22 protein-coding genes and 1 pseudogene are annotated in these 21,164 nt (G+C 71.7%); 13 read left to right on the top strand and 10 right to left on the bottom strand.

All coding sequences use genetic code 11. The annotated features are described in order from the left end of the window. Nucleotides 1-3: 3 nt before the first annotated feature. From OG542_RS39085 to OG542_RS39070, 4 genes are all read right to left on the bottom strand, one after another. Nucleotides 4-843 carry a DUF1206 domain-containing protein gene (locus tag OG542_RS39085; protein WP_328417401.1) on the bottom strand — a complete coding sequence of 280 codons (840 nt, stop codon included), beginning with the start codon at nt 841-843 and terminating at the stop codon, nt 4-6. A 166-nt stretch (nt 844-1,009) separates the two neighbouring features. Continuing rightward, on the bottom strand, nt 1,010-1,246 hold the full coding sequence (locus OG542_RS39080; protein ID WP_261682946.1) for a DUF5133 domain-containing protein: 237 nt from the start codon (nt 1,244-1,246) through the stop codon (nt 1,010-1,012). Between the two features lie 29 nt (nt 1,247-1,275). Then, nucleotides 1,276-2,139 (bottom strand): SigB/SigF/SigG family RNA polymerase sigma factor, encoded by an 864-nt coding sequence (locus tag OG542_RS39075; RefSeq protein ID WP_328417397.1) that lies wholly within the window; start codon nt 2,137-2,139, stop codon nt 1,276-1,278. Between the two features lie 201 nt (nt 2,140-2,340). After that, complete coding sequence (locus OG542_RS39070) at nt 2,341-2,775, bottom strand: ATP-binding protein (RefSeq protein ID WP_193479007.1); 435 nt, start codon at nt 2,773-2,775, stop codon at nt 2,341-2,343. A 272-nt stretch (nt 2,776-3,047) separates the two neighbouring features. On the opposite strand from OG542_RS39070, the gene OG542_RS39065 reads away from it, so the two are divergent. The 3 genes from OG542_RS39065 (at nt 3,048) to OG542_RS39055 (ending at nt 5,545) form a co-directional block, all read left to right on the top strand. Next, nucleotides 3,048-3,269 (top strand): hypothetical protein, encoded by a 222-nt coding sequence (locus tag OG542_RS39065; RefSeq protein ID WP_328417395.1) that lies wholly within the window; start codon nt 3,048-3,050, stop codon nt 3,267-3,269. A 69-nt stretch (nt 3,270-3,338) separates the two neighbouring features. Then, complete coding sequence (locus OG542_RS39060; RefSeq protein ID WP_328417393.1) at nt 3,339-4,817, top strand: aminotransferase class I/II-fold pyridoxal phosphate-dependent enzyme; 1,479 nt, start codon at nt 3,339-3,341, stop codon at nt 4,815-4,817. Between the two features lie 272 nt (nt 4,818-5,089). Continuing rightward, entirely contained in the window at nt 5,090-5,545 is a 456-nt protein-coding gene (locus tag OG542_RS39055; RefSeq protein ID WP_184586434.1) for a cyclic nucleotide-binding domain-containing protein, read from the top strand. A gap of 4 nt (nt 5,546-5,549) precedes the next feature. Here the strand turns inward: OG542_RS39055 and OG542_RS39050 are convergent. Together OG542_RS39050 and OG542_RS39045 are read right to left on the bottom strand one after the other, a co-directional pair. Beyond that, nucleotides 5,550-6,823: pseudogene (locus tag OG542_RS39050) on the bottom strand (MFS transporter). Nucleotides 6,824-6,906: 83 nt separating this feature from the next. Then, the gene (locus OG542_RS39045) at nt 6,907-7,524 is read right to left on the bottom strand and encodes a LysE/ArgO family amino acid transporter (RefSeq protein ID WP_328417390.1); all 618 of its coding nucleotides are present in this window, start codon (nt 7,522-7,524) and stop codon (nt 6,907-6,909) included. A gap of 81 nt (nt 7,525-7,605) precedes the next feature. Between OG542_RS39045 and OG542_RS39040 the strand changes: the two genes are divergently transcribed. Then, complete coding sequence (locus OG542_RS39040) at nt 7,606-8,502, top strand: LysR family transcriptional regulator ArgP (RefSeq protein ID WP_328417387.1); 897 nt, start codon at nt 7,606-7,608, stop codon at nt 8,500-8,502. A gap of 11 nt (nt 8,503-8,513) precedes the next feature. On the opposite strand, the gene OG542_RS39035 is transcribed toward OG542_RS39040, so the two are convergent. Further along, nucleotides 8,514-9,221, bottom strand: coding sequence for a TetR/AcrR family transcriptional regulator (locus OG542_RS39035; protein WP_328417385.1), 708 nt, complete (start codon nt 9,219-9,221; stop codon nt 8,514-8,516). A 103-nt stretch (nt 9,222-9,324) separates the two neighbouring features. Here OG542_RS39035 and OG542_RS39030 point away from each other — a divergent pair, with 103 nt between their 5' ends. From OG542_RS39030 to OG542_RS39020, 3 genes are all read left to right on the top strand, one after another. Continuing rightward, entirely contained in the window at nt 9,325-10,542 is a 1,218-nt protein-coding gene (locus tag OG542_RS39030) for a saccharopine dehydrogenase family protein (protein ID WP_328417383.1), read from the top strand. A gap of 102 nt (nt 10,543-10,644) precedes the next feature. Continuing rightward, nucleotides 10,645-10,896 (top strand): WhiB family transcriptional regulator, encoded by a 252-nt coding sequence (locus tag OG542_RS39025; RefSeq protein WP_193478998.1) that lies wholly within the window; start codon nt 10,645-10,647, stop codon nt 10,894-10,896. Nucleotides 10,897-10,971: 75 nt separating this feature from the next. Beyond that, nucleotides 10,972-11,322, top strand: a complete 351-nt coding sequence (locus tag OG542_RS39020) for a DUF488 domain-containing protein (RefSeq protein ID WP_328417381.1) — start codon at nt 10,972-10,974, stop codon at nt 11,320-11,322. A 19-nt stretch (nt 11,323-11,341) separates the two neighbouring features. On the opposite strand, the gene OG542_RS39015 is transcribed toward OG542_RS39020, so the two are convergent. Beyond that, nucleotides 11,342-13,015 (bottom strand): FAD-binding dehydrogenase, encoded by a 1,674-nt coding sequence (locus OG542_RS39015; protein ID WP_328417379.1) that lies wholly within the window; start codon nt 13,013-13,015, stop codon nt 11,342-11,344. 17 nt (nt 13,016-13,032) lie between these two features. Next, nucleotides 13,033-13,665 (bottom strand): TetR/AcrR family transcriptional regulator, encoded by a 633-nt coding sequence (locus tag OG542_RS39010; protein WP_328417377.1) that lies wholly within the window; start codon nt 13,663-13,665, stop codon nt 13,033-13,035. Between the two features lie 118 nt (nt 13,666-13,783). On the opposite strand from OG542_RS39010, the gene OG542_RS39005 reads away from it, so the two are divergent. The 3 genes from OG542_RS39005 to OG542_RS38995 all read left to right on the top strand — a co-directional run bounded on the left by OG542_RS39005 (nt 13,784) and on the right by OG542_RS38995 (nt 16,544). Further along, complete coding sequence (locus OG542_RS39005) at nt 13,784-14,407, top strand: alpha-ketoglutarate-dependent dioxygenase AlkB family protein (protein WP_328417375.1); 624 nt, start codon at nt 13,784-13,786, stop codon at nt 14,405-14,407. Nucleotides 14,408-14,523: 116 nt separating this feature from the next. Then, on the top strand, nt 14,524-15,270 hold the full coding sequence (locus OG542_RS39000; protein WP_328417373.1) for an MBL fold metallo-hydrolase: 747 nt from the start codon (nt 14,524-14,526) through the stop codon (nt 15,268-15,270). 41 nt (nt 15,271-15,311) lie between these two features. After that, a complete protein-coding gene (locus OG542_RS38995) occupies nt 15,312-16,544 on the top strand; it encodes a DUF4032 domain-containing protein (RefSeq protein WP_328336219.1) in 1,233 nt (410 codons plus the stop codon). A 13-nt stretch (nt 16,545-16,557) separates the two neighbouring features. Here the strand turns inward: OG542_RS38995 and OG542_RS38990 are convergent, their stop codons facing one another. Next, a complete protein-coding gene (locus tag OG542_RS38990; RefSeq protein WP_328417371.1) occupies nt 16,558-17,439 on the bottom strand; it encodes a universal stress protein in 882 nt (293 codons plus the stop codon). A 188-nt stretch (nt 17,440-17,627) separates the two neighbouring features. Here OG542_RS38990 and OG542_RS38985 point away from each other — a divergent pair, with 188 nt between their 5' ends. The 3 genes from OG542_RS38985 to OG542_RS38975 are packed head-to-tail and all read left to right on the top strand — an operon-like array spanning nt 17,628 to nt 21,105. Continuing rightward, nucleotides 17,628-19,304, top strand: a complete 1,677-nt coding sequence (locus OG542_RS38985) for an NAD(P)/FAD-dependent oxidoreductase (protein ID WP_328417369.1) — start codon at nt 17,628-17,630, stop codon at nt 19,302-19,304. Then, on the top strand, nt 19,301-20,746 hold the full coding sequence (locus tag OG542_RS38980) for an ATP-binding protein (RefSeq protein WP_328417367.1): 1,446 nt from the start codon (nt 19,301-19,303) through the stop codon (nt 20,744-20,746). The genes OG542_RS38985 and OG542_RS38980 overlap by 4 nt, the downstream gene beginning before the upstream one ends. Continuing rightward, a complete protein-coding gene (locus OG542_RS38975) occupies nt 20,743-21,105 on the top strand; it encodes a UBP-type zinc finger domain-containing protein (protein ID WP_193478988.1) in 363 nt (120 codons plus the stop codon). Before OG542_RS38980 ends, OG542_RS38975 begins: the two co-directional genes overlap by 4 nt. Nucleotides 21,106-21,164 lie beyond the last annotated feature (59 nt).

Genomic DNA, 21,164 nt, shown 5'->3' with positions numbered 1-21,164 from the left:
GACTCAGACGCGTCGCCAGCGGGCCATGGCGAAGGAGAACACCCCGAACAGCACGAGCCCGGCCGCGACGCAGACCAGGAGCCAGGGGCCGACGGGGGTGTCGGCGAAGGTGCGCAGGGTGTCGTCCAGGCCCTTGGCCTTGTCGGGTTCGTAGTCGATCGCGGCGCGGACGGCGAAGACACCGGCCACGGCGAACACCAGCCCGCGGGCGGCGCCGCCGGCCACGCCGTTGACGTCCACCAGCCGCCGGGTACGGGGGCCCATCTGCCCGAGCCGGAGCTTGTCGTGGTACTTGCGCAGGACCGCCCGTACGCCGATCCACCCGCCCGCGGCGACGATCGCGATCCCGGCCGCGGCGACCAGCCACTGCCCGGCGGGTATCTCGAGTGCCCTGGCGGTGGCGTCCCGGGACTGCTGGTCGCTGGAGCCGCCGCCGCTCTGGTCACGGCTGGCCGCGAACGACAGCACGGAGTAGGCGACGAAGACGTAGAACGCGCAGCGGACCGCTGCCAGCAGGCGCTTGCGGGCGCTGCGGCCGTCCTGTCCGACGGAGCCGAAGCACACCTCGGACAGCCGCCACAGGGCCATGCCGACGAGCCCGATGCCCAGGGCCCAGAGCAGCACCGCTCCGTACGGCTTCTGCGAGATCGCCGCCAGGGCTCCCCCGCGGTCGGCCTGCTCCTTCGTGTCGCCGAAGGCGATCTGCAGCGCCAAGGCGCCGACGAGCAGATAGATCACGCCCCGGGCGGCGAGTCCCGCCCGTGCCGCCCCCTCGGTCACCGAACCCCGTGCCGCCCGTCGGGCCCGGAAGCGTCCGGTCTGTGCCAGCGCACTCGTGTTCATGTCGACCTCCCGGCGTTCCGGATGCCCCGGCTCGGCGGCCACACACCCGGCCGGCCGCCGGACCAGCGCATTCCGGCCTGGCTGCCCCGGGGCCCGGCCACAGCGGGTACGCGAAGGGGCCCGGCCGCGGCTGATGCCGTCGTCCGGGCCCCTGTTCCGCCCGTGGTCAGGTGGCCAGGGCGGTGGTCTCGCGGGCCGGTACGGGTGCGGTCGTGAGCCACTGGTGAGCGACTTCCAGGGCCCGGCCGATGTCACGGGTGCCGGTGGACACGCACAGCGTGTACGCCAGGTCGCGTGCCCGCGGACCGGCCTCTGCCGGTGCACGTCCGGCCTCGGCGGCCGACACCAGTGCCTCGTACTCGTCGACGAGGCCGCGCAGCACGGCGGGATGGGGTCTCAGCATGTGGTTCTCGCTCCTCGTGGGTCGGGTGGTCAGGCCGTCGTGGAGGTGCTGCCGCCGTCCCGGGCGCCCGTCCCCTGCCCCATGGCCTCGTCGCGCACGCGGGCGCAACTGCGGCTGATGAGGCGGGAGACGTGCATCTGGGAGATGCCGAGGTGGTCGGCGATGCGGCTTTGCGTCATGTCCTCGAAGAAGCGCATGTAGAGGATGGCCCGTTCGCGTTCCGGCAGGCGGCGCAGGCCTTCCTTTGCGGACTCGCGGTCGACCACGACGTCGTAGGAGGCGTCCGCCGCGCCGAGGGTGTCCGCGAGGCTGTAGCCGTCGTCGTCGGCCGAGAGTTCGGCGTCCAGCGACAGGGTGCTGAAGCTCTCCAGCGCTTCGAGCCCGGCACCGACCTCTTCCTCGGTCAGGCCGGTATGGGCGGCCAGGTCCGTCACGGAGGGCTCGGGGCTGCCCGGGTTCTGGGTGAGTTCACGGCGTGCCACCCGCACCTTGTTGCGCAGTTCCTGCACCCGGCGGGGGACCCGCAGAGCCCACATCCGATCCCGGAAATGCCGCTTGACCTCGCCGGTGATGGTGGGGACGGCGTAGCTCTCGAAGGCTCCCCGGCTCGGGTCGAACCGGTCGACGGCCTTGACCAGCCCGAGAGCCGCGACCTGCTTCAGATCCTCCAGCGACTCTCCGCGGTCGCGGAAGCGGCCGGCGATGCGGTGGGCCATGGGCAGCCAGAGCGCGACGAGCTCGTCGCGGACGGCCTCCCGCTCGGGGCCCTCCTCCAGTTCCGCCATCCGGGTGAAGAGGTCCGCGGTGTCCGGTGCGTCGTCGTGCCGCCGCCGGGCGGCGGTGGTCGTCGTTCCGGCCGTGCCGGTTCCGTTCGTGGGCGTGTCGATGAGCATGCGGATTCGCTCCTGACAACGGTGATTTCAGGGTCTACCGCGGGAGGGGGCCGCCCGGATCGCCTGGAGGGCCTCCGGGGCAGTCATACCGCTCCCGCTGGCGCGCCTCCGGTCCGAAGCACGAGATTGCGACTGCCCTGCCCCCGGTGGAACAAACTCCACTTTGCTGTGCAATCTGCCCGGGAGCCGGCACCCGGGTCTTCAGGCGAGGGATACGACGGCGGTGATGCACTTGCCGCCGGCGGGCAGGTCCGAGACGCGGACGTCGCGGGAGAGCCGGCACACGATGGGCCAGCCGTGGCCCCCGTGCCGCAGCCGTCCGTGCGGATCGGTGGGCGGCGCGGTCACGGGCAGTTCGTCACTGCGGTCGCTCACCGACACTCGCACGCCGGGGCCGTCGACGTCGACCTGGAAGTCGGTGACACCGCCTCCGTGCAGGATCGCGTTGGTCGTCAGCTCCGAGACGACGAGCAGCGCGTCGGACAGGGCGTCCGCGTCGCACGGTGTGTGAGTGGCGCGGCAGCGTTCGGCCACGGCTCGTTCCACGGCCCGGCGCGCCTCGGCGGGTTTGTACGGCCGGGCCCGGTCCGCGCCGAGCGGCCCGAATACGGATTCGATCATGTGCTCATCGCACATCCTGCAGCTCCCTGGTCGGTGAAGACGGAAGCCGGGTCCGGCCGCGTTCCGTGGCCGCCCGCACGGGCACGCCTGGGGCTCGCGGTGCCCGCTGCTTCCTTCAACCTGCCGCGGCGTTCGGGGCGCGCACCTCGCGAGCGCCGCGGGTCTCTTCTCTTCGGCTGACCTCTCCCCGCACCTGCAAACCTCCGGTTCGCCTCCTCCTGTGGAAAAGGGCCCGAACGGCCGCCGGTCGGTGCCATCTCAGCGCGTTGCGTGGGTAGGCGGGGTGCATGACCGATGTGGTGGACTCGGACGAACTGCTGCGGCGCATCCGGCGCGCGAGGACCTGCGCGATGCGGGAGGAGCGGACGTGGCGTGCCAGGAGTGAGGAACTGGGTGCGACCGACCCGAAGGGGGCCAGGGACGCGACCGTGCGAGGGATGTCCTACGAGGCGGTGGTCAGGGTGCTGGACGAGATCCTGACGCCGGGCAAACACAGTCCGGAGAGCTGACGGGGAGGGCCCGTACCCGGTGCCGGACCGGGGCCGATTGCGAGAGGACGTGCCGGGAACCCGGTGCGGATGACAGTCGACCACACCCGAGCACCGGTTCTGGAAGCCCTGGACGAATACCGCCGCAAGGGGCACCTGTCGTTCACGCCGCCGGGGCACAAACATGCGCGCGGCGCCGATCCGATGGTCCGGGAGGTCCTCGGAGACGCGGTGTTCCACGGTGACGTGCTGGCCTCGGGCGGTCTGGACGACCGGCTGACCCGGGGAAAGGTGCTGCGGCGGGCGCAGGAGCTGATGGCCGACGCGGTGCACGCCGAGCACACGTTCTTCAGTACGTGCGGCAGTTCTCTGTCGGTGAAGGCGGCCATGCTGTCGGTCGCGGGGCCGCACGAGAAGCTGCTGATCGGGCGTGACGCGCACAAGTCGGTGGTGTCGGGGCTGATCCTGTCCGGTATCGAACCCGTCTGGGTCGAGCCCCGCTGGGACGCCGACCGGAAACTGGCCCATCCGCCGTCCGCCGAGGACTTCGAGCGGGCCTTCGAGTCCCACCCGGACGCGCGGGGCGCGCTGGTCACGAGCCCCACGCCGTACGGCGGTTGCGCGGACCTCCGAGCGATCGCCGAGGTGTGCCACCGGCGTACGCGACCGCTGATCGTGGACGAGGCGTGGGGCGCGCATCTGCCGTTCCACGCCGCTCTCCCGTCCTGGGCGATGGACGCGGGCGCGGACATCTGCGTGACGAGCATCCACAAGATGGGCAGCGGCCTGGAACAGGGTTCCGTCTTCCACCTGCAGGGCGACCTGGTCCCGCCCGGGCTGCTGGGGATGCGCGCGGATCTGCTGGGCACCACCAGTCCGTCGGTGCTGATCTTCGCGGGGCTGGACGGCTGGCGGCGGCAGATGGCGCTGCACGGCGAGGAGCTGATGGGCGGCGCGCTGGATCTCGCGGCCGAGGTCCGGTCCGCCATCGAGGAGATCGATGGGCTGCACGTCAACGACCGGGGGGACTTCTGCGGCCCGGGGCTCTCCGACGACTTCGACCCGCTGCCCGGCGTCATCGATCTCGCCGGGCTCGGGATCACGGGCTTCCAGGCGGCGGACTGGCTGCGCGAACACCGGCACATCGACGCGCATCTGGTGGACCACCGCCGCATCGGCGCGCAGATCACTCACGGCGACGACCGGGAGACGACCGGGGAGCTTCTGGAGGCGCTGCGCGACCTCGCGCCGGCCGCGCGGGATCTGCCCCGGGCGCCGCGGGTGGAGGTGCCGTCGCCCGCCGAGCTGCGGATGGAACAGGAGGTGCTGCCCCGCGACGCGTTCTTCGGCCCGGCCGAGGACGCGCCGGTGGCCGGGGCGGCCGGACGGATCGCGGCGGAGATGATCACGCCGTATCCGCCCGGTATCCCGGCCGTGCTCCCGGGTGAGCGCCTCACCGAGCCGGTGCTGGCGTATCTGCGCACCGGGCTGGCGGCGGGTATGCACCTCCCCGATCCCACGGACCCGGAGCTGAACACGGTCCGGGTCGTCGCCGAGGGCGCGCGGTGACTCCGACGTGAAACGGGTCACGCGGCCCTGTCTCGGGTGCGCGCACAGCCCATAGATGGTTTATCGTTCATTCATACGTGGTGGCGGAGTCGAACCCGTGGTCCTCCGTCCATCACCGCAAACGGCCCTGGCTGGTCTCCCCCGTCCAGCCAGGGCTTTTTCATGCCCGGAGAAAGTTGTGCACGCCGAGGTGCCCGAGGCCCCGCCAGCGGCTGAAATGGGCATAGGGAGAAAGCCCCGGAAGTCGACCGCCCGGCGAGGAGCTCCGCGTCATGACCAAAGCGATCAAACTCCTGACCGCCCTGCCTCCGCCCCACCGGCAGCGTCTGATGACGCTCGCGCGGGAGGTGTCCTTCGCTGAGGACACCCGGATCTTCGAGGCGGGCGGCGCGGCCGACCGCTTCTGGGTCATCCGCTCCGGTGCGGTCTCCCTGGATCAGGAGGTCAACTCCCTGCAACGGGTGACCGTGGCCAGCCTCGGCGCGGGTGACCTGCTCGGCTGGTCCTGGCTGTTCCCGCCGCACACCTGGGACTTCGGTGCTGTGGCGTTCAGTCCCGTACGGGCCTACGAGTTCGACGCGGCGGCCGTGCTGGAGCTGTGCGAGGAGGATTCCCAGCTGGGGCTGCTGCTGGTGCGGTCGGTCGCCGAGGTGCTCGCGCACCGGCTGGAGATGACCCGGGGCAAGCTGATGGAGCAGTACACACTGCACCGGCGGGGGGCCCTGTGAGACATCAGACGCGGTAGCGGCGCAGTGCCGGTACCCCTGCGGCCAGGGCCAGCATCACGGCGACGACCAGCAGGCCGCCGCCCGTGACGGCGGTGCGGGGGCCGAAGGCGGAGCCCGCCGTGCCGTGCAGCACGTCGGCGAGGCGCGGGCCGCCCGCCACGACGACGGTGAAGACGCCCTGCATGCGACCGCGCATCTCGTCGGTGGCGGCGGACAGCAGGATCGCTCCCGGAAGACCATCGAGACCATGTCGGCCACACCGGCCACGGCGAGGAACGCCACCCCGACCCACAGACTGCCGCTCAGTCCGAAACCCGCGATGGCCACACCCCACGCGACCACGGCCCCGATGACCATCCAGCCGTGCCGGCGCGCCCGGGAGAAGGTGCCGGAGAACAGGCCGCCGAGCACGGCGCCGATGGGGATCGCCGCGAACAGCAGGACCAGCGCGAGCCCTTCCCCGTACGGCGCGTAGGTCTGGGCGGCGAGCTGCGGGAACAGGGCGCGCGGCATGCCGAGGACCATGGCGATGATGTCGGCGAGGAACGACAGCAACAGCACGGTGTGCCCGGAGATGTAGCGGAATCCGGCGACGATCTCCCGTACGCCCGCGCGACGTTTCCCCGTGCCGGCCAGGGGGCGGCAGCGACGGCAGCCGGTACACCGCCCACACCGTGACGCACAGGGCCAGGGCGTCGATCAGATAGAGCTCGGGCAGGCCGATCACGGGGATGAGGGCGCCGACGAGGAGAGGGCCGGCCACCTGGCCGGTCTGCATCACGGTCGAGCCGAGGGCGCCCGCCGCGGGCAGTTCGTCCTCGGGGACGAGGCGGGCGATGGAGGCGGTGCGGGCCGGTGCGTTCAGGCCCCAGAATGCCTGCTGCATCGCGAGCAGCAGCACCGTGAGCGCGGCCACCGACTCCAGACCGGCGAAGGCCTGCAGCCAGAACAGCAGCGAGGTCACTGCGATGCGCTGTTGGTGATCAGCAGCAGCTTGCGCCGGTCCATGCTGTCGGCGATCGCCCCGCCCCACACGAGGCCCGCCAGGCTCGCCGCGCCCACCCAGGCCGAGGAGCCGGTGATGTCGTAGATCTGCTTGGGCACGGCGACGGCGGTGAGCTGGCTGCCGACGGCCGTGACGATGGTCGAGCCCCACAGCCGCCGGTAGGCGGGGCGACGCAGCGGGCGGGTGTCCATGGCCCAGCGCCGCCAGCCGCGGCGCCTGGGTGTCTCCGGCGCCGGATCCCGCTCTTCCGCCCTGCTCTCGCTCGTGTCCACTCGCCGCTTCCCGGATGCTCGCTCCATCTACCCGGCCGGGGATCACTGTCCCACCAGCCGCCGAGCGCCCCGGAGCCGAGGTGTCAGCTTCCGGCGATGAGCGCGGCACCGAGCACGATCATGGTGGCGGCGACCAAACCGTCCATGACGCGCCAGGCGGCGGGCTTGGCGAGGTAGCGGCCGAGCAGCCGGGCGCCGAAGCCGAGGGCGGTGAACCAGCTCAGGCTGGCCAGCACGGCACCGAGGCCGAACGTCCAGCGCAGCGGGCCGTGGTCGGCGGCGACGGAGCCCAGCAGGAACACGGTGTCGAGGTAGACGTGCGGGTTGAGCCAGGTCATCGCCAGGCAGGTGAGCACGGCCCGGCGGCGCGAACCGGCCGCCTCCCCGTCCGCCCGCAGCGCGCCGCCGTCCGGCCGGAACACCCGGCGGGCGGCCAGGGCGCCGTAGCAGAGCAGGAACGCGCCGCCGATCCAGCCGACCGCCGTCAGCGCGCCCGGCCACGTCACCACCACCGCGCCGACCCCGCCGACCCCGAGCGTGATGAGGGCGGCGTCGGAGAGGGCGCAGATGCCGACGACGGCGAGGACGGCGTCGCGGCGGATCCCCTGGCGCAGGACGAAGGCGTTCTGCGCGCCGATGGCGACGATGAGGGACAGTCCGGTGCCGAATCCCGCGGCTGCGGCGGTGAAGGTGCTGGTCATGACCTTGACGCTACGGACGGCCCCGCCTCGGGTACAGCTAAAGATTCTTACGTATCGTTAGCGCACGTGATGAACTCGGTGATGCCGGACCTGCCTCTGGATCAGGTGCGGACCCTGCTCGCGGTCGTGGACGAGGGCACCTTCGACGCGGCGGCGGCCGCGCTGCATGTGACGCCGTCGGCGATCAGCCAGCGCGTGAAGGCGCTGGAGCAGCGCACGGGGCGGGTCCTGCTGCTGCGGACCAAGCCGGTGCGGCCCACCGAGTCGGGCGAGGTGCTGGTGCGGCTGGCCCGACAGGTGGCGCGGCTGGAGCGCGACGCGTACGCGGAGCTGGGCCTGAGCGGTACGGGCGAGCCGACCCGGGTCTCGGTGGCGGTGAACGCGGACTCGCTGGCCACCTGGTTCCTGGGGGTGCTCACGCGCGTGCCGGAGGAACTGAGGCTCTATTTCGAACTGCGCCGCGAGGACGAGGACCACACGGCGGCGCTGCTGCGGGAGGGGGTGGTGATGGCCGCGGTGACCTCGTCGCCGGACGCCGTGCCGGGCTGCTCGGTGCGATCCCTCGGGCGGATGCGCTACGTCCCGGTGGCCGCGCCGGACTTCGCCGCACGCCACCTCGGCGGCCCCCTGGAGCAGGTGCTCCTCGACGTGCCCGTCGTGACCTTCGACCGCAGGGACGACTTCCAGGACGGCTTCGTGCGCCGGCTCACCCGGGGGCGGAGCGGCGCGAGCGCGCTGCGGCACTACGTACCGACCTCGGAGGGATTCGTCGACGCCGTGGCCGCCGGACTGGGCTGGGGCCTGGTGCCCGAGGCCCAGGCGGACCCCCTTCTGCGCACCGGCAGGCTCGTCGGAATCGCCCCGGGCCGGACGGTCGACGTTCCCCTGTACTGGCAGCAGTGGAAGCTCGACTCCCCGGCGCTGGCGCAGGTCGCGGAGACGGTGACGGCGACCGCCGCGGAGGCGCTGCGCGGCTGAGGCGTGGCGCCCTACTCCCCGATACTGTCCAACTGCGCCGCCGCGCTGTGCAGCAACATGTCCAGGGCCGTCGGATAGGCACTGGTCAGCATGCGGGTGGCGAGCAAGGGTGCCGCTTCCGCGATGCGGGGATGGGTGGTGGCCGGCAGGCGGGCGTACGTCGAGCGCCACATCTCCTCGTCCGCGTGCAGTGAGGCACGGGGCAGCGCCAGCGAGGCGGCGTCGAGCGCGGCGAAGGCCAGTGTGGTGTCGACGAAGGCGTGGTAGACCCGCACCGCCTCCGGCAGCGGGAAGCCCGCCGTGCGCAGGACGTCCAGGACCGCCTCGTCGGCGGCGAGTTCGTGGGCCCGGCCCGAGACGCGACTGGCGGTGAGCACGGCCGCCTGCGGATGCGCCACGTAAGCGGCGTGGATGCGCAGCCCGACGGCCCGCAGGTCCGCCCGCCACTCCCCCGTGGGCGCCCAGCCGCCGAGCGCCTGCCCGATCAGCGCGTCGCCGATGGCGAGCGTCAGGTCGTCCATGCCCCGGAAGTACCGGTAGAGGGTGCTCGGGTCGGCGTCCAGGGCCAGGCCGAGCCTGCGGGCGGTCAGTCCCGCGCTGCCGTGTTCGTGCAGCATGCGCAGCGCCGTCTCGACGATCAGCTCTTCGGACAGCACGGTGCCGCTCTTGGTGGGCCTGCGCCGGCGGCGTTTCTCCTCGGGCACCACTGGCTTCGCCACGACCGCTCCCTCCTTATGCCAACGCCATTGACCTTAAGACACAGGGCGGCGTTCTATCTCCTCAAGGGCCCGCCACGTTCTTCGCAAAAAGGGAGTTTCTGTCATGCGTGTACTGCTCGTGGGCGCCGGCGGTGTGGGCGGCGCGATCACCCGGATCGCGGCCCGGCGACCGTTCTTCGAGGCGATGGTGGTGGCCGACTACGCCCCGGCTCGGGCCGAGGCGGCGGTCGCGGCGCTCGACGGCGACGCACGGTTCACCGCCGAACAGGTGGACGCCGGCGACGAGGCGGCGGTGGCCCGCCTGCTGGCACAACACCGCTGCGGCGTCCTGCTCAACGCCACCGACCCCCGCTTCGTGATGCCCCTCTTCCGCGCGGCCCGCGCCGCGGGCGCCACCTACCTCGACATGGCGATGTCGCTGTCCCACCCGCACGAGGACCGGCCGTACGCGGAGTGCGGGGTGAAGCTCGGCGACGAGCAGTTCGCACAGGCGGCCGACTGGGAGAAGGAGGGGGTGCTGGCCCTCGTCGGCATGGGGGTGGAGCCGGGGCTGTCGGACGTCTTCGCCCGCTATGCCGCCGACGAACTCTTCGACCGGATCGAGGAGATCGGCATCCGCGATGGCGCGAACCTGACCGTCGACGGCTACGACTTCGCGCCCTCGTTCAGCATCTGGACCACCATCGAGGAATGCCTCAACCCACCGGTCGTCTACGAGAGCGACCGCGGCTGGTTCGCCACCGAGCCGTTCAGCGAGCCCGAGGTCTTCGACTTCCCCGAGGGCATCGGCCCGGTCGAGTGCGTCAACGTGGAGCACGAGGAGGTGCTGCTCGTCCCACGCTGGGTCGACGCACGCCGGGTCACCTTCAAGTACGGCCTGGGCCGGGAGTTCGTCGCGACGCTGAAGACACTGCACCTGCTGGGTCTGGACCGCACCGACCCGGTGACCGTGCCGGGGCCGGACGGCCCGGTGGCGGTATCGCCCCGGGACGTGGTCGCCGCGTGTCTGCCCGACCCGGCGACCCTGGGCGAGCGGATGCACGGCAAGACGTGTGCGGGCACATGGGTGCGGGGCGTCAAGGACGGGAAGCCGCGCGAGGTGTACCTGTACCACGTGGTCGACAACCAGTGGTCCATGAAGGAGTACGGCAGCCAGGCCGTGGTGTGGCAGACCGCCGTCAACCCGGTCGTCGCGCTCGAACTCCTCGCCACCGGCGCCTGGTCCGGCACGGGCGTGCTAGGCCCGGAGGCCTTCCCGGCCGGTCCGTTCCTGGACCTGCTGACGGCCTACGGCTCGCCCTGGGGCATGCGCGAGCAGTGATCGGTGTCCGGGCGGCATTTGTTTCACGAGGCATCGACAGGTGACCCGAAAAGGAGTAAGCATCCGAACGGGCACGTTTCTACTGTGATGCAGGTGACTTCGATGGACAACTGGCGAGACCACGCTGCCTGCCGGCACGAGGACCCCGAGCTCTTCTTCCCGATCGGCACCACGGGCCCGGCCCTGCTGCAGACGGAGCAGGCCAAGTCGGTGTGCCGGCGCTGCCCCGTCCAGGATGAGTGCCTGCAATGGGCCATGGACACGGGGCAGTCCATCGGTGTGTGGGGCGGCACGAGCGAGACGGAACGGCGTGCGCTGAAGCGGCGCGCGGCAGCCCGGCGACGCTCCGGCTGAGGTCCGTCCACCGGCCGTTCGGTGCGGCCGGGGTTACGCTCGCGGCAGACCCGTCCGTCACAGAAGGGGCCGGCCATGAGCGTGCGCGTCCGCCGTGTCTACGATCCGCCCGAGCCGGACGACGGAAGGCGCGTCCTGGTCGACCGGCTGTGGCCGCGCGGACTGCCGAAGGACGCGGCCCGGGTGGACGAGTGGCCGAAGGCGATCACCCCGTCGACGGAACTGCGCCGCTGGTACCACGCGGGCGAGGCCTCCTACGAGGAGTTCGCCGAGCGGTACGAGGCGGAACTCACCGGCGACGAGGCCACCGAACTCCTCGGCCGGGTACGGGACCTGGTCCGCGAGGGCGACGTGACGCTGCTGACCGCGTCCAAGACGCCGGAGCAGAGCCACGCGACGGTACTGGCCCGTCTCCTCGAAGGCTGAGGAGACGGGCCCGAGCCCGTCAGGCGGTCTGCTTCGCCGCCGCCCGGCCCGCCGCCCGCCCCGAGAAGAGGCAGCCGCCGAGGAAGGTTCCCTCCAGGGCGTTGTAGCCGTGGACACCGCCGCCGCCGAAGCCGGCGACCTCACCGGCCGCGTACAGCCCCTCCACCGGCTTGCCGTCGGCCCCCAGGGCGCGGGAGTCGAGGTCGGTCTGGATGCCGCCGAGGGTCTTTCGGGTGAGGATGTGCAGCTTGACGCCGATCAGGGGGCCGGCCGCCGGGTCGAGGATGCGGTGCGGGGTGGCGACCCGGCCGAGGCGGTCGCCGATGTAGCGGCGGGCGTTACGGATGCCTTGCACTTGGGCGTCCTTGGCGTAGGGGTTGGCGATCTGCAGGTCGCGGGCCTCGATCTGGCGCTTGATCCCGGCCGCGTCGAGGAGCGGCTTGTCGGTGAGGTCGTTCATCTTAGTGACGAGCTGTTCGACGCTGGGCGCGGTCACGAAGTCGGCGCCCTTGCGCAGGAACGCGTCGACCGGTCCGGGCGCGCCCTTGCCGAGGATGCGTTCCTTGAGGAACCCGGCGCGGTCCTTGGCGGTGATGTCGGGGTTCTGCTCGGACCCCGACAGGGCGAACTCCTTCTCGATGATCTTCTGGGTGAGGATGAACCAGGAGTGGTCGTACCCGGCGATGTCCTCGGTGGTGCGCAGGTGCTTCAGGGTGCCGAGGGTGTCATAGCCGGGCAGGCAGGGCCCGGGCAGACGGCGGCCGAGGGCGTCGAACCACATCGAGGACGGCCCGGGCAGGATGCGGATGCCGTGGCCGGGCCAGATCGGGTCCCAGTTCTGCAAACCCTCGGTGTAGTGCCACATGCGGTCGCGGTTGACCAGCCGTACGCCCGCCTCGGCACTGATGTCGAGCATCCGCCCGTCGACGTAGGCGGGGACGCCGGTGACCATCTCCTGCGGCGGGGTGCCGAGGCGCTCGGGCCAGTAGCGGCGGACGATGTCGTGGTTCGCGCCGATGCCGCCGCTGGTGACGATGACGGCCTGGGCGGTGAGTTCGAACTCGCCGAGCGGGTCGCGGTTGGAGGCGACGCCGCGGGGTGAGGAGTCGTCGGCCAGGACCGTGCCGCGTACGCCCCGGGCGGTGCCGTTCTCGACGACCAGTTCGTCGACGCGGTGACGGTGGTGGAAGGTGAGCAGGCCGTCGCGGGCGGCCTGCTTGGCGTAGCGGACGAACGGTTCGACCACGCCGGTGCCGGTGCCCCAGGCGATGTGGAAGCGGGGCACGGTGTTGCCGTGCCCGTGCGCCGTGAGGTCGCCGCGCTCGGCCCAGCCGACGGTGGGCAGGAACGTGATGCCGTGCCCGTCCAGCCAGGACCGCTTCTCCCCCGCGGCGAACTCGACGTAGGCGCGCGCCCAGCGCACGGCCCAGGAGTCCTCGTCCTCCAGCCGGTCGAAGCCGGCGCTGCCCCGCCAGTCGCTCCAGGCGAGGTCGAAGGAGTCCTTGATGCCCAGCCGCCGCTGCTGCGGCGAGTCGACGAGGAACAGCCCGCCGAAGGACCAGAAGGCCTGCCCCCCGAGGTTGGCGGCGTTCTCCTGGTCGACGAGGGCGACCCTGCGGCCCTTGCTGGTCAGCTCGTGTGCCGCGACCAGGCCGGCGAGGCCCGCTCCTACGACGATGACGTCGGCATCCATGGCGACCGTTCCCTTCCTCAGTGCTGATCGGGGGTGCCGCTGCCGTCGGTCAGCAGGGCCGTGAGCAGTTGCTTCAGCCAGGCGCGGGCGTGTTCGACGTCCCGGTCCAGCAGCAGTTGCGTGGTGACGCCGTCGTACGCCGCGACCACGGCACGGGCGGCGCCGTCCGTGTCGCCCAGTACGGTGGGCAGTGCGGTGTGCCCGCGGGCCCGGCCGAGCCGGTCGGCGATCGCCTGCCGCAGCCGCGCGCGGTGTTCCAGCAGGCTGCGAGCCACGTCCGGGTCGCGGGCCGCGTGCACGAGGAAGTCCGTCTTCACCAGGAGCCAGTCCCGGTCGAGGAGCAGCACGTCGGTGACGCGGTCCACGGCGGCCGGCACATCGAGGCCGGGTCCGTCGAGGGCGAGGACCCCCGACACCTGCTCGGCGATCAGGTCGGCCCGCTCGCGGTAGAGGGCGAAGAACAGCTCGTCGAGGCTGGAGAAGTTGGAGTAGAAGGCGCCTCGGCTGTAGCCGGCGGCCTCGCAGACCTCCTCGATGGAGACATGCCCGAAGCCCTTGGCCGCGAACACGGAGAACGCCGCGTCCAGGAGGTTGGCCCGTGTGCGCACCCGGCGCCTGGTCACACGCCCGGTCGTTCCCTCCACGGCCATGTCCGGCCTCCTTTCGATACATGACTGTATTCGATACACCGGTGTATCGAAAGCCTCGCGCGAAGAAGCCCTTCCGTTTTTATGGAACATGCATTCGATTAAGGAGTAGGCTGGGCGCATGCACCTCCAGGGCTCCCTCTTCGACCAGACCGACGAGCTGCGCCTCGGTCCTCTCGACGGGATCAGCCGTACCGACCTCGGTTTCGGTGCCTGGCTCGACGTCCTGCCCGCATGGCTCAGCGGCGCCGACGACCTGTTCGAACAGCTGGCCGCCGAGGTGCCGTGGCGTGCGGAGCGGCGCACGATGTACGACCACGTCGTCGACGTCCCCCGGCTGCTCGCGTTCTACGGCGCGGACGACCCGCTGCCGCACCCGGTGCTGGACGAGGCGCGGGACGCCCTGACCGCCCGCTACGCCGGCGAACTCGGCGAACCGTTCACCACGGCCGGGCTGTGCTACTACCGCGACGGCCGGGACAGCGTGGCCTGGCACGGCGACCGGATCGGACGCGGGGCCCGCGAGGACACGATGGTCGCCATCCTGTCGGTGGGAGCACCCCGGGATCTGCTGCTGCGCCCGATGCGGGGCGGTCGCGACACCGTGCGCCGATCACTGGGCCACGGCGACCTCGTCGTGATGGGCGGCTCCTGCCAGCGCACCTGGGAACACTCCATCCCCAAGAGCACGCGGGCGACGGGGCCGCGCATCAGCATCCAGTTCCGCCCGCACGGCGTGAACTGAGGCGGCCCGAACGGCCGTGCCCCCCGGGTCCCTTGCGGCGGACCCGGCGATTCCGCCTGCCGCGCGGTCTGCTTTCCTTCTCTCGTCGGGCTGGGACCACACAACGCGGGGCGATCATGCGGGCAGACGTACATCAAGTCGCGGACGGCACCTACCTGGTGCACGGCTCCAACACCAACTGGGTGATCCTCACGGAGGGGGACTCCGTCACGCTGGTCGACACCGGCTACCCCGGCGACCGGGAGCAGGTCCTCGCCTCGCTCGCGGAGGTGGGCAGCTCCCCGGAGGCGGTCGCGGCCGTGCTGATCACGCACGCGCACAACGACCACCTGGGTTCCGCCGAGTACCTGCGCGCCGTGTACGGCACGCCCGTCTACCTGCACGAGGCCGAAGTGCCGCACGCGCGCCGGGAGTTCCTGCACCAGGTGTCCGTCGGGACAGTGCTGAGGAACGCCTGGCGGCCCGGTGTGCTGCCGTGGGTGGTGCACGCGCTGCGCTCCGGCGGCACGACGCACAACCCGGTCACGGCCCCCGAGCCGTTCCCGACGGCGGGCGCCCTGGACCTGCCGGGCCGGCCCGTGCCGGTGCACACGCCGGGCCACACCGACGGGCACTGCGCCTACCACGTGCCGGGCACCGGTGTGCTGATCTCCGGCGACGCCCTGGTCAGCGGGCACCCCACCGCGCGGATCGAAGGGCCGCAACTGCTGCCGGACATGTTCCACCACGAGCGCCCGCGTGCCGTGGCCTCCCTGGATCTGCTCGCGGAACTGGAGGGCGAGCTGCTGCTGCCCGGACACGGGCCGGTCCACCGCGGTCCGGTGCGGGACGCCGCGCACCGGGCCCGCGAGCGCGCCCTCTAATCTGAGGTGACGATCGGCGGCGAGACAAGGACACCCGGCCCATGGCACTGCAGATCAGCGCGACCAACCCCGAGCATCCCGCGCTCTTGCTGGAACTGCCGTGGGACGTGCCCCTGGAGGAGTGGCCGGAGGAGTACCTCGTGCCGCTGCCGCGCGGTATCTCGCGGCACGTGGTGCGCTACTCCCGGGCCGGCGACGAGGTGATCGCCGTCAAGGAACTGGCCGCAAGGCCCGCCCAGCGCGAGTACGACATGCTGCGCGACCTGGACCGGCTCGGCATCCCGTCGGTGGACCCCCTCGCCGTGGTGACCGGCCGCACCACCGCGGACGGCGCCCCGCTGGAGAGCGTCCTGATCACCCGGCATCTGGGCGGCTCGATGCCGTATCGCTCGATGTTCGAGACGACCATGCGCCCGGCCACCATGCACCGGCTGATGGACGCGCTCGCCGTGCTGCTGGTGCGGCTGCACCTGGCCGGATTCGCCTGGGGCGACTGCTCGCTGTCCAACACCCTCTTCCGGCGTGACGCGGGCGCCTACGCCGCCTACCTGGTGGACGCCGAGACCGGTGACCTGCATCCGCAGCTCAGCGTCGGACAGCGCGAGTACGACCTGGACCTCGCCCGGGTGAACATCAGCGGGGAGCTGCTGGACCTGGAGGCGTCCGGGGCGCTGCACCCGTCCGTGGACCCCATCGAGTTCGGCATGGAGATCTGCGCCCGCTACCGCGGTCTGTGGGACGAGCTGACCCGCACCTCCGTCTACCCGGCCGGCAAGTACCAGTACATCGAGCGCCGCATCCGCCGCTTGAACGAACTCGGCTTCGACGTCGCCGAGATGCAGATCGAGCACGCCTCGAACGGCGACACGGTCAGCTTCGTGCCCAAGGTCGTCGACGCGGGCCACCACCAGCGGCAGCTGCTGCGCCTGACCGGCCTCGACACCGAGGAGAACCAGGCCCGGCGGCTGCTGAACGACCTGGAGAGCTGGATGGCGACCCAGGACGACTACGCGCCGGGCGACCCCCTGGGCGCCCGCCCGGAGGTACTCGCCCACCGCTGGGTACGGGAGGTCTTCCGGCCGACCGTGCGGGCCGTTCCGCCCGAGCTGCGCGGCTCCGTGGACCCGGCGGAGATCTACCACCAGCTCCTCGAACACCGCTGGTACCTGTCCGAGCGGGCCCAGCACGACATCGGCATCGACACCGCGGTCGAGGACTACATCCGGAACATCCTGCCCAAGGCCCGCAAGACCCTGCAGCCGACCGCGGACTGAGCAGCCACGGCCGTCAGGCGTGCGGCACCACGGCGACCGGGCAGTCCGCGTGGTGCAGCACCCCGTGTGCCACCGAGCCGATCCGGGCGCCGACGGCCGTACGGTGCGCCCGGCGTCCGACGACCATCAGCTGGGCCGTCCCGGCCACCGACAGCAGCACCTGGCCGGCGCTGCCCATCTCCACGTGCTCCGTCACCGGCACGTCGGGGAAGCGTTCCCGCCACGGCCGGACCGCCGCGGCCAGAGCCTTCTTCTCGTACGGCTCCAGTCCCCCGGCCTCGTCGAGGAGCTTCAGCGAGCCCGGGCTGTAGGCGAACACGGGCGGCAGGGTCCAGGCCCGTACGACCCGCACGGTCGCCCCGCGCGCGGCCGCCGTCTCGAAGGCGAACCGCAGCGCGTCGGCGCTGTCCTCCGGGTCGCCCTGCTGGCCCACGACGATCTCGCGCCCGGCGGCCTCGGCCGAAGGCTCGTCGCCGGCCCGGACGAGCACCACGGGCCGGGCGGTCCCGGCGATCACCTGCTGGCCGACCGAACCGAGCAGGAATCCGACGATCGGCCCGTGCCCGCGCGAGCCCAGCACCAGCAGCTCGGCGTCGGCCGCCGCGGCGACCAGGGTGTCGACGGCCGGCCCCTCCACGACGTCGGCGGTCACGTCGAGGTCCGGGTGCCGTTCGGTGACGGTCCGCACGGCCTCGGTCACCGCGCTGTGCACCCGCTCCGCCTGGCTGTCGGCGTCCCCGGTGATCGCCGACTCGATCACTTCCGGCGACTGGACCCGCCAGGCGTGCACCACCCTGATCGCCAGCCCACGCCGCGCCGCCTCCCGCGCCGCCCACGCCAGGGCGGCGAGACTCTCCTGCGATCCGTCGACTCCTGCGGTGATCGGGCCTGTCATCCGGCTGCCTCCCTGTGGAAAGTCACTGCGTGCTGCTCAGTCTTCACTACCCCCCGATAGCGAGCCGAGGCAGCCGGAGCCGATCTCCGTATCGGAGCGCGGCACGGCGATCGAACATACGATGGGCGAAGGTCGGTGCGGTGCCCGGGGCGCCGTACCGGTAGTCGACCGCCCGGTGTGGGGGACGTATGGCACAGGCCGCCGACGCGGCACGGACCGTCATCATGACCGTGGACGACGACCCGGGGGTCTCCCGGGCCGTGGCCCGGGATCTGCGGCGGCGGTACGGCGCGTCGTACCGGATCGTGCGCGCGGAGTCCGGCGAGTCCGCGCTCGACGCGCTGCGGGAGCTGAAGCTGCGCGGCGATCTCGTGGCCGTGATCCTGGCCGACTACCGGATGCCGCAGATGAACGGCATCGAGTTCCTCGAACAGGCCCTGGACGTGTACCCGGGCGCGCGGCGGGTGCTGCTGACGGCGTACGCGGACACCAACGCGGCGATCGACGCGATCAACGTCGTCGACCTCGACCACTACCTCCTCAAGCCGTGGGACCCGCCCGAGGAGAAGCTCTACCCGGTGCTCGACGACCTGCTCCAGGCGTGGCGGACCAGCGACTTCCGGCCGGTGCCCAGCACCAAGGTCGTCGGGCACCGCTGGTCGTCACGCTCCTCGGACGTACGGGAGTTCCTGGCCCGCAACCAGGTGCCGTACCGCTGGTACTCCGCCGAAGAACCGGAGGGCCGGCGGCTGCTGGCCGCGGCCGGCGCGGACGGGATGCGACTGCCGGTGGTCATCACGCCGGACGGGACGCCCCTGGTCGAACCGGAGGCCGTCGACCTCGCCGCCCGGGTCGGTCTGGCGACGACCCCGACGGCCGACTTCTACGACCTGGTCGTGATCGGTGGCGGCCCGGCAGGGCTCGGCGCCGCCGTCTACGGTGCCTCCGAGGGGCTGCGCACCGTGCTGGTGGAGCGGTCGGCGACCGGCGGCCAGGCGGGCCAGAGCTCGCGCATCGAGAACTACCTGGGCTTCCCCGACGGTGTGTCGGGGGCTCAGCTCACCGACCGGGCACGGCGGCAGGCGGCGAAGTTCGGAGCCGAGATCCTCACCGCGCGCGAGGTGACGGCGCTGGAGGTCAACGGCGCCGCCCGGATCGTACGGTTCTCCGACGGCTCGGCGGTCGCCGCGCACAGCGTGATCCTGGCGACCGGCGTGTCCTACCGGCAGCTGGCCGCGCCCGGCTGCGACGACCTGACCGGGTGCGGGGTCTTCTACGGGTCGGCTCTGACGGAGGCGCCCTCCTGCCAGGGGCAGGACGTGTACATCGTGGGCGGCGCCAACTCCGCCGGGCAGGCGGCGATGTACCTGTCCCGGGGCGCCAAGTCGGTGACACTGCTGGTGCGCGGCCCGTCGCTGTCGGCCTCGATGTCGCACTACCTCATCCAGCAGATAGACGAGGCGCCCAACATCCAGGTGCGCTCCCGCACGGTCGTCGAGGCCGCGCACGGCGACGGCCACCTGGAACGGCTGACCCTGCGGGACGTGGACAGCGGGCACACCGAACAGGTCGACGCGCAGTGGGTGTTCGTGTTCATCGGCGCGGCCCCGCTGACCGACTGGCTGGACGGCACGGTGCTGCGGGACGAACGTGGTTTCATCCTCGCCGGGCCCGACCTGACCTCCGACGGCCGCCCGCCGCAGGACTGGGAGCTGGACCGGCCGCCGTACCACCTGGAGACGAATGTGCCCGGCGTGTTCGTGGCGGGCGACGCCCGTGCCGAGTCCGCCAAGCGCGTGGCGTCCGCCGTCGGAGAGGGAGCCATGGCCGTGATGCTCGTCCACCGGTATCTGGAGCAGTCATGAGCGGGCAGTCGATGCCGTGCAGCCCTCAGGAGATCGGGACGCTGTTCCTGTTCGAGAAGCTCACGCCCGAGCAGCTCGGCAGGCTGTGCGGCGAGGGGCGGGTGGAGCGGTTCGAGCCCGGACCGGTGTACACCGAGGGCGAACCCGCCACCTGCTTCTACGTGATGCTCGAGGGCACGGTGGTGCTGTACCGCCGGGTCGGCGGGGACGACGTGGAGGTGACCCGGACCTCCCAGCGCGGGGTGTACGCGGGGTCCATGCAGGCGTATCTGGGCGACCGGGTGCGGCAGGTCTACAACAACTCCATGCGCGTCACCGAGCCGACGCGGTTCTTCGTGCTGCCCGCCGACACGTTCGCGGACATCATGCAGGAGTGGTTCCCGATGGCGGTGCATCTGCTGGAGGGGCTGTTCTTCGGTTCGAAGAGCACCCAGCGGGCCATCGGGCAGCGCGAACGGCTGCTGGCGCTGGGCTCGTTGTCCGCGGGGCTCACGCACGAGCTCAACAACCCCGCCGCGGCGGCCGTACGGGCGACCGCGACGCTGCGGGAGCGGGTCGGCAAGATGCGGCACAAGCTGGCGATCATCGCGCAGGGCTCGTACTCCCCCGAGGTCATGGCGAAGCTCATCGACATCCAGGAACGCACCGCCGAGCGAGTCGCCAAGGCCCCCGCGCTGAGTCCGCTGGAGGCCTCCGACCGGGAGGACACGCTCAGCGACTGGCTCGACGACCAGGGCATCCCCGACGGCTGGCGGATCGCGCCCACCTTCGTCCAGGCCGGCCTCGACGTCGACTGGCTCGACCAGGTCGCGGCGGCCGTGGACGAGGAGATCCTGCCGAGCGCGATCGGATGGCTGAACTACACCGTCGAGACCGAGCTGCTGATGGACGAGATCAACGACTCGACCACGCGCATCTCGCATCTCGTCGACGCGGCGAAGCAGTACTCGCAGCTCGACCGTGCGCCCTTCCAGAACGCCGATGTGCACGAACTCCTCGACTCCACCCTGCTGATGCTGTCGGGCAAGATCGGCAAGCGGATCAAGGTCGTCAAGGAGTACGACCGTGCGCTGCCGAGGATCCCGGCCTACCCGGCGGAGCTCAACCAGGTGTGGACGAATCTGATCGACAACGCGGTGTCGGCCATCAACAGCGCGGGCGGCGAAGGGACGTTGACCGTGCGGACGGCTCCGGACCACGACCGGCTGCTGGTGGAGTTCCGGGACACGGGCGTCGGTATCCCGGCGGCGGACCGGGGGCGGATCTTCGATCCCTTCTTCACGACGAAGCCCGTGGGTGAGGGCACCGGGCTCGGGCTCGACATCTCCTGGCGGATCGTGGTCAACAAGCACCACGGGAGCATTCAGGTGGAGTCGGAGCCGGGGGACACACGGTTCCAGGTGCTGCTTCCGCTTACATCGGCCGAGGAGGAACCCGCATGAGTGGCGACAGTGGTGACAACGGAATCGACCCGGGCGTGCCGCCGAGCGGCAACGGGTGCGTCGAGTGCGATGCGGCCGGGGGATGGTGGTTCCATCTGCGGCGGTGTGCGCGGTGCGGGCATGTGGGGTGCTGTGACAGTTCGCCCGCGAAGCATGCGACGGGGCATTTCCGGGAGACCGGGCATCCCCTGGTGCAGAGCTTCGAACCCGGTGAGAACTGGTACTGGGACTACTCGGCGAATGAGTTGTACGAGGCCGGGCCTGAACTGGCTCCGCCTGTGAGTCATCCTGCGGATCAGCCGACGCCGGGGCCTGCGGGGCGGGTGCCGGTGGATTGGGCGAAGGGTTTGCGGGCCTAGGAGCCCGGGACTCTCCGAGACACGGCGGCTGCGGGTTGTTCGTGGTTGTTCGCGCAGTT

Source organism: Streptomyces violaceus (genome assembly GCF_036014075.1).
GTDB classification, from domain to species: domain Bacteria; phylum Actinomycetota; class Actinomycetes; order Streptomycetales; family Streptomycetaceae; genus Streptomyces; species Streptomyces violaceus.
Note: the sequence above shows the minus strand (reverse complement) of the source record. Positions and strands in the feature narration are given on the sequence as shown.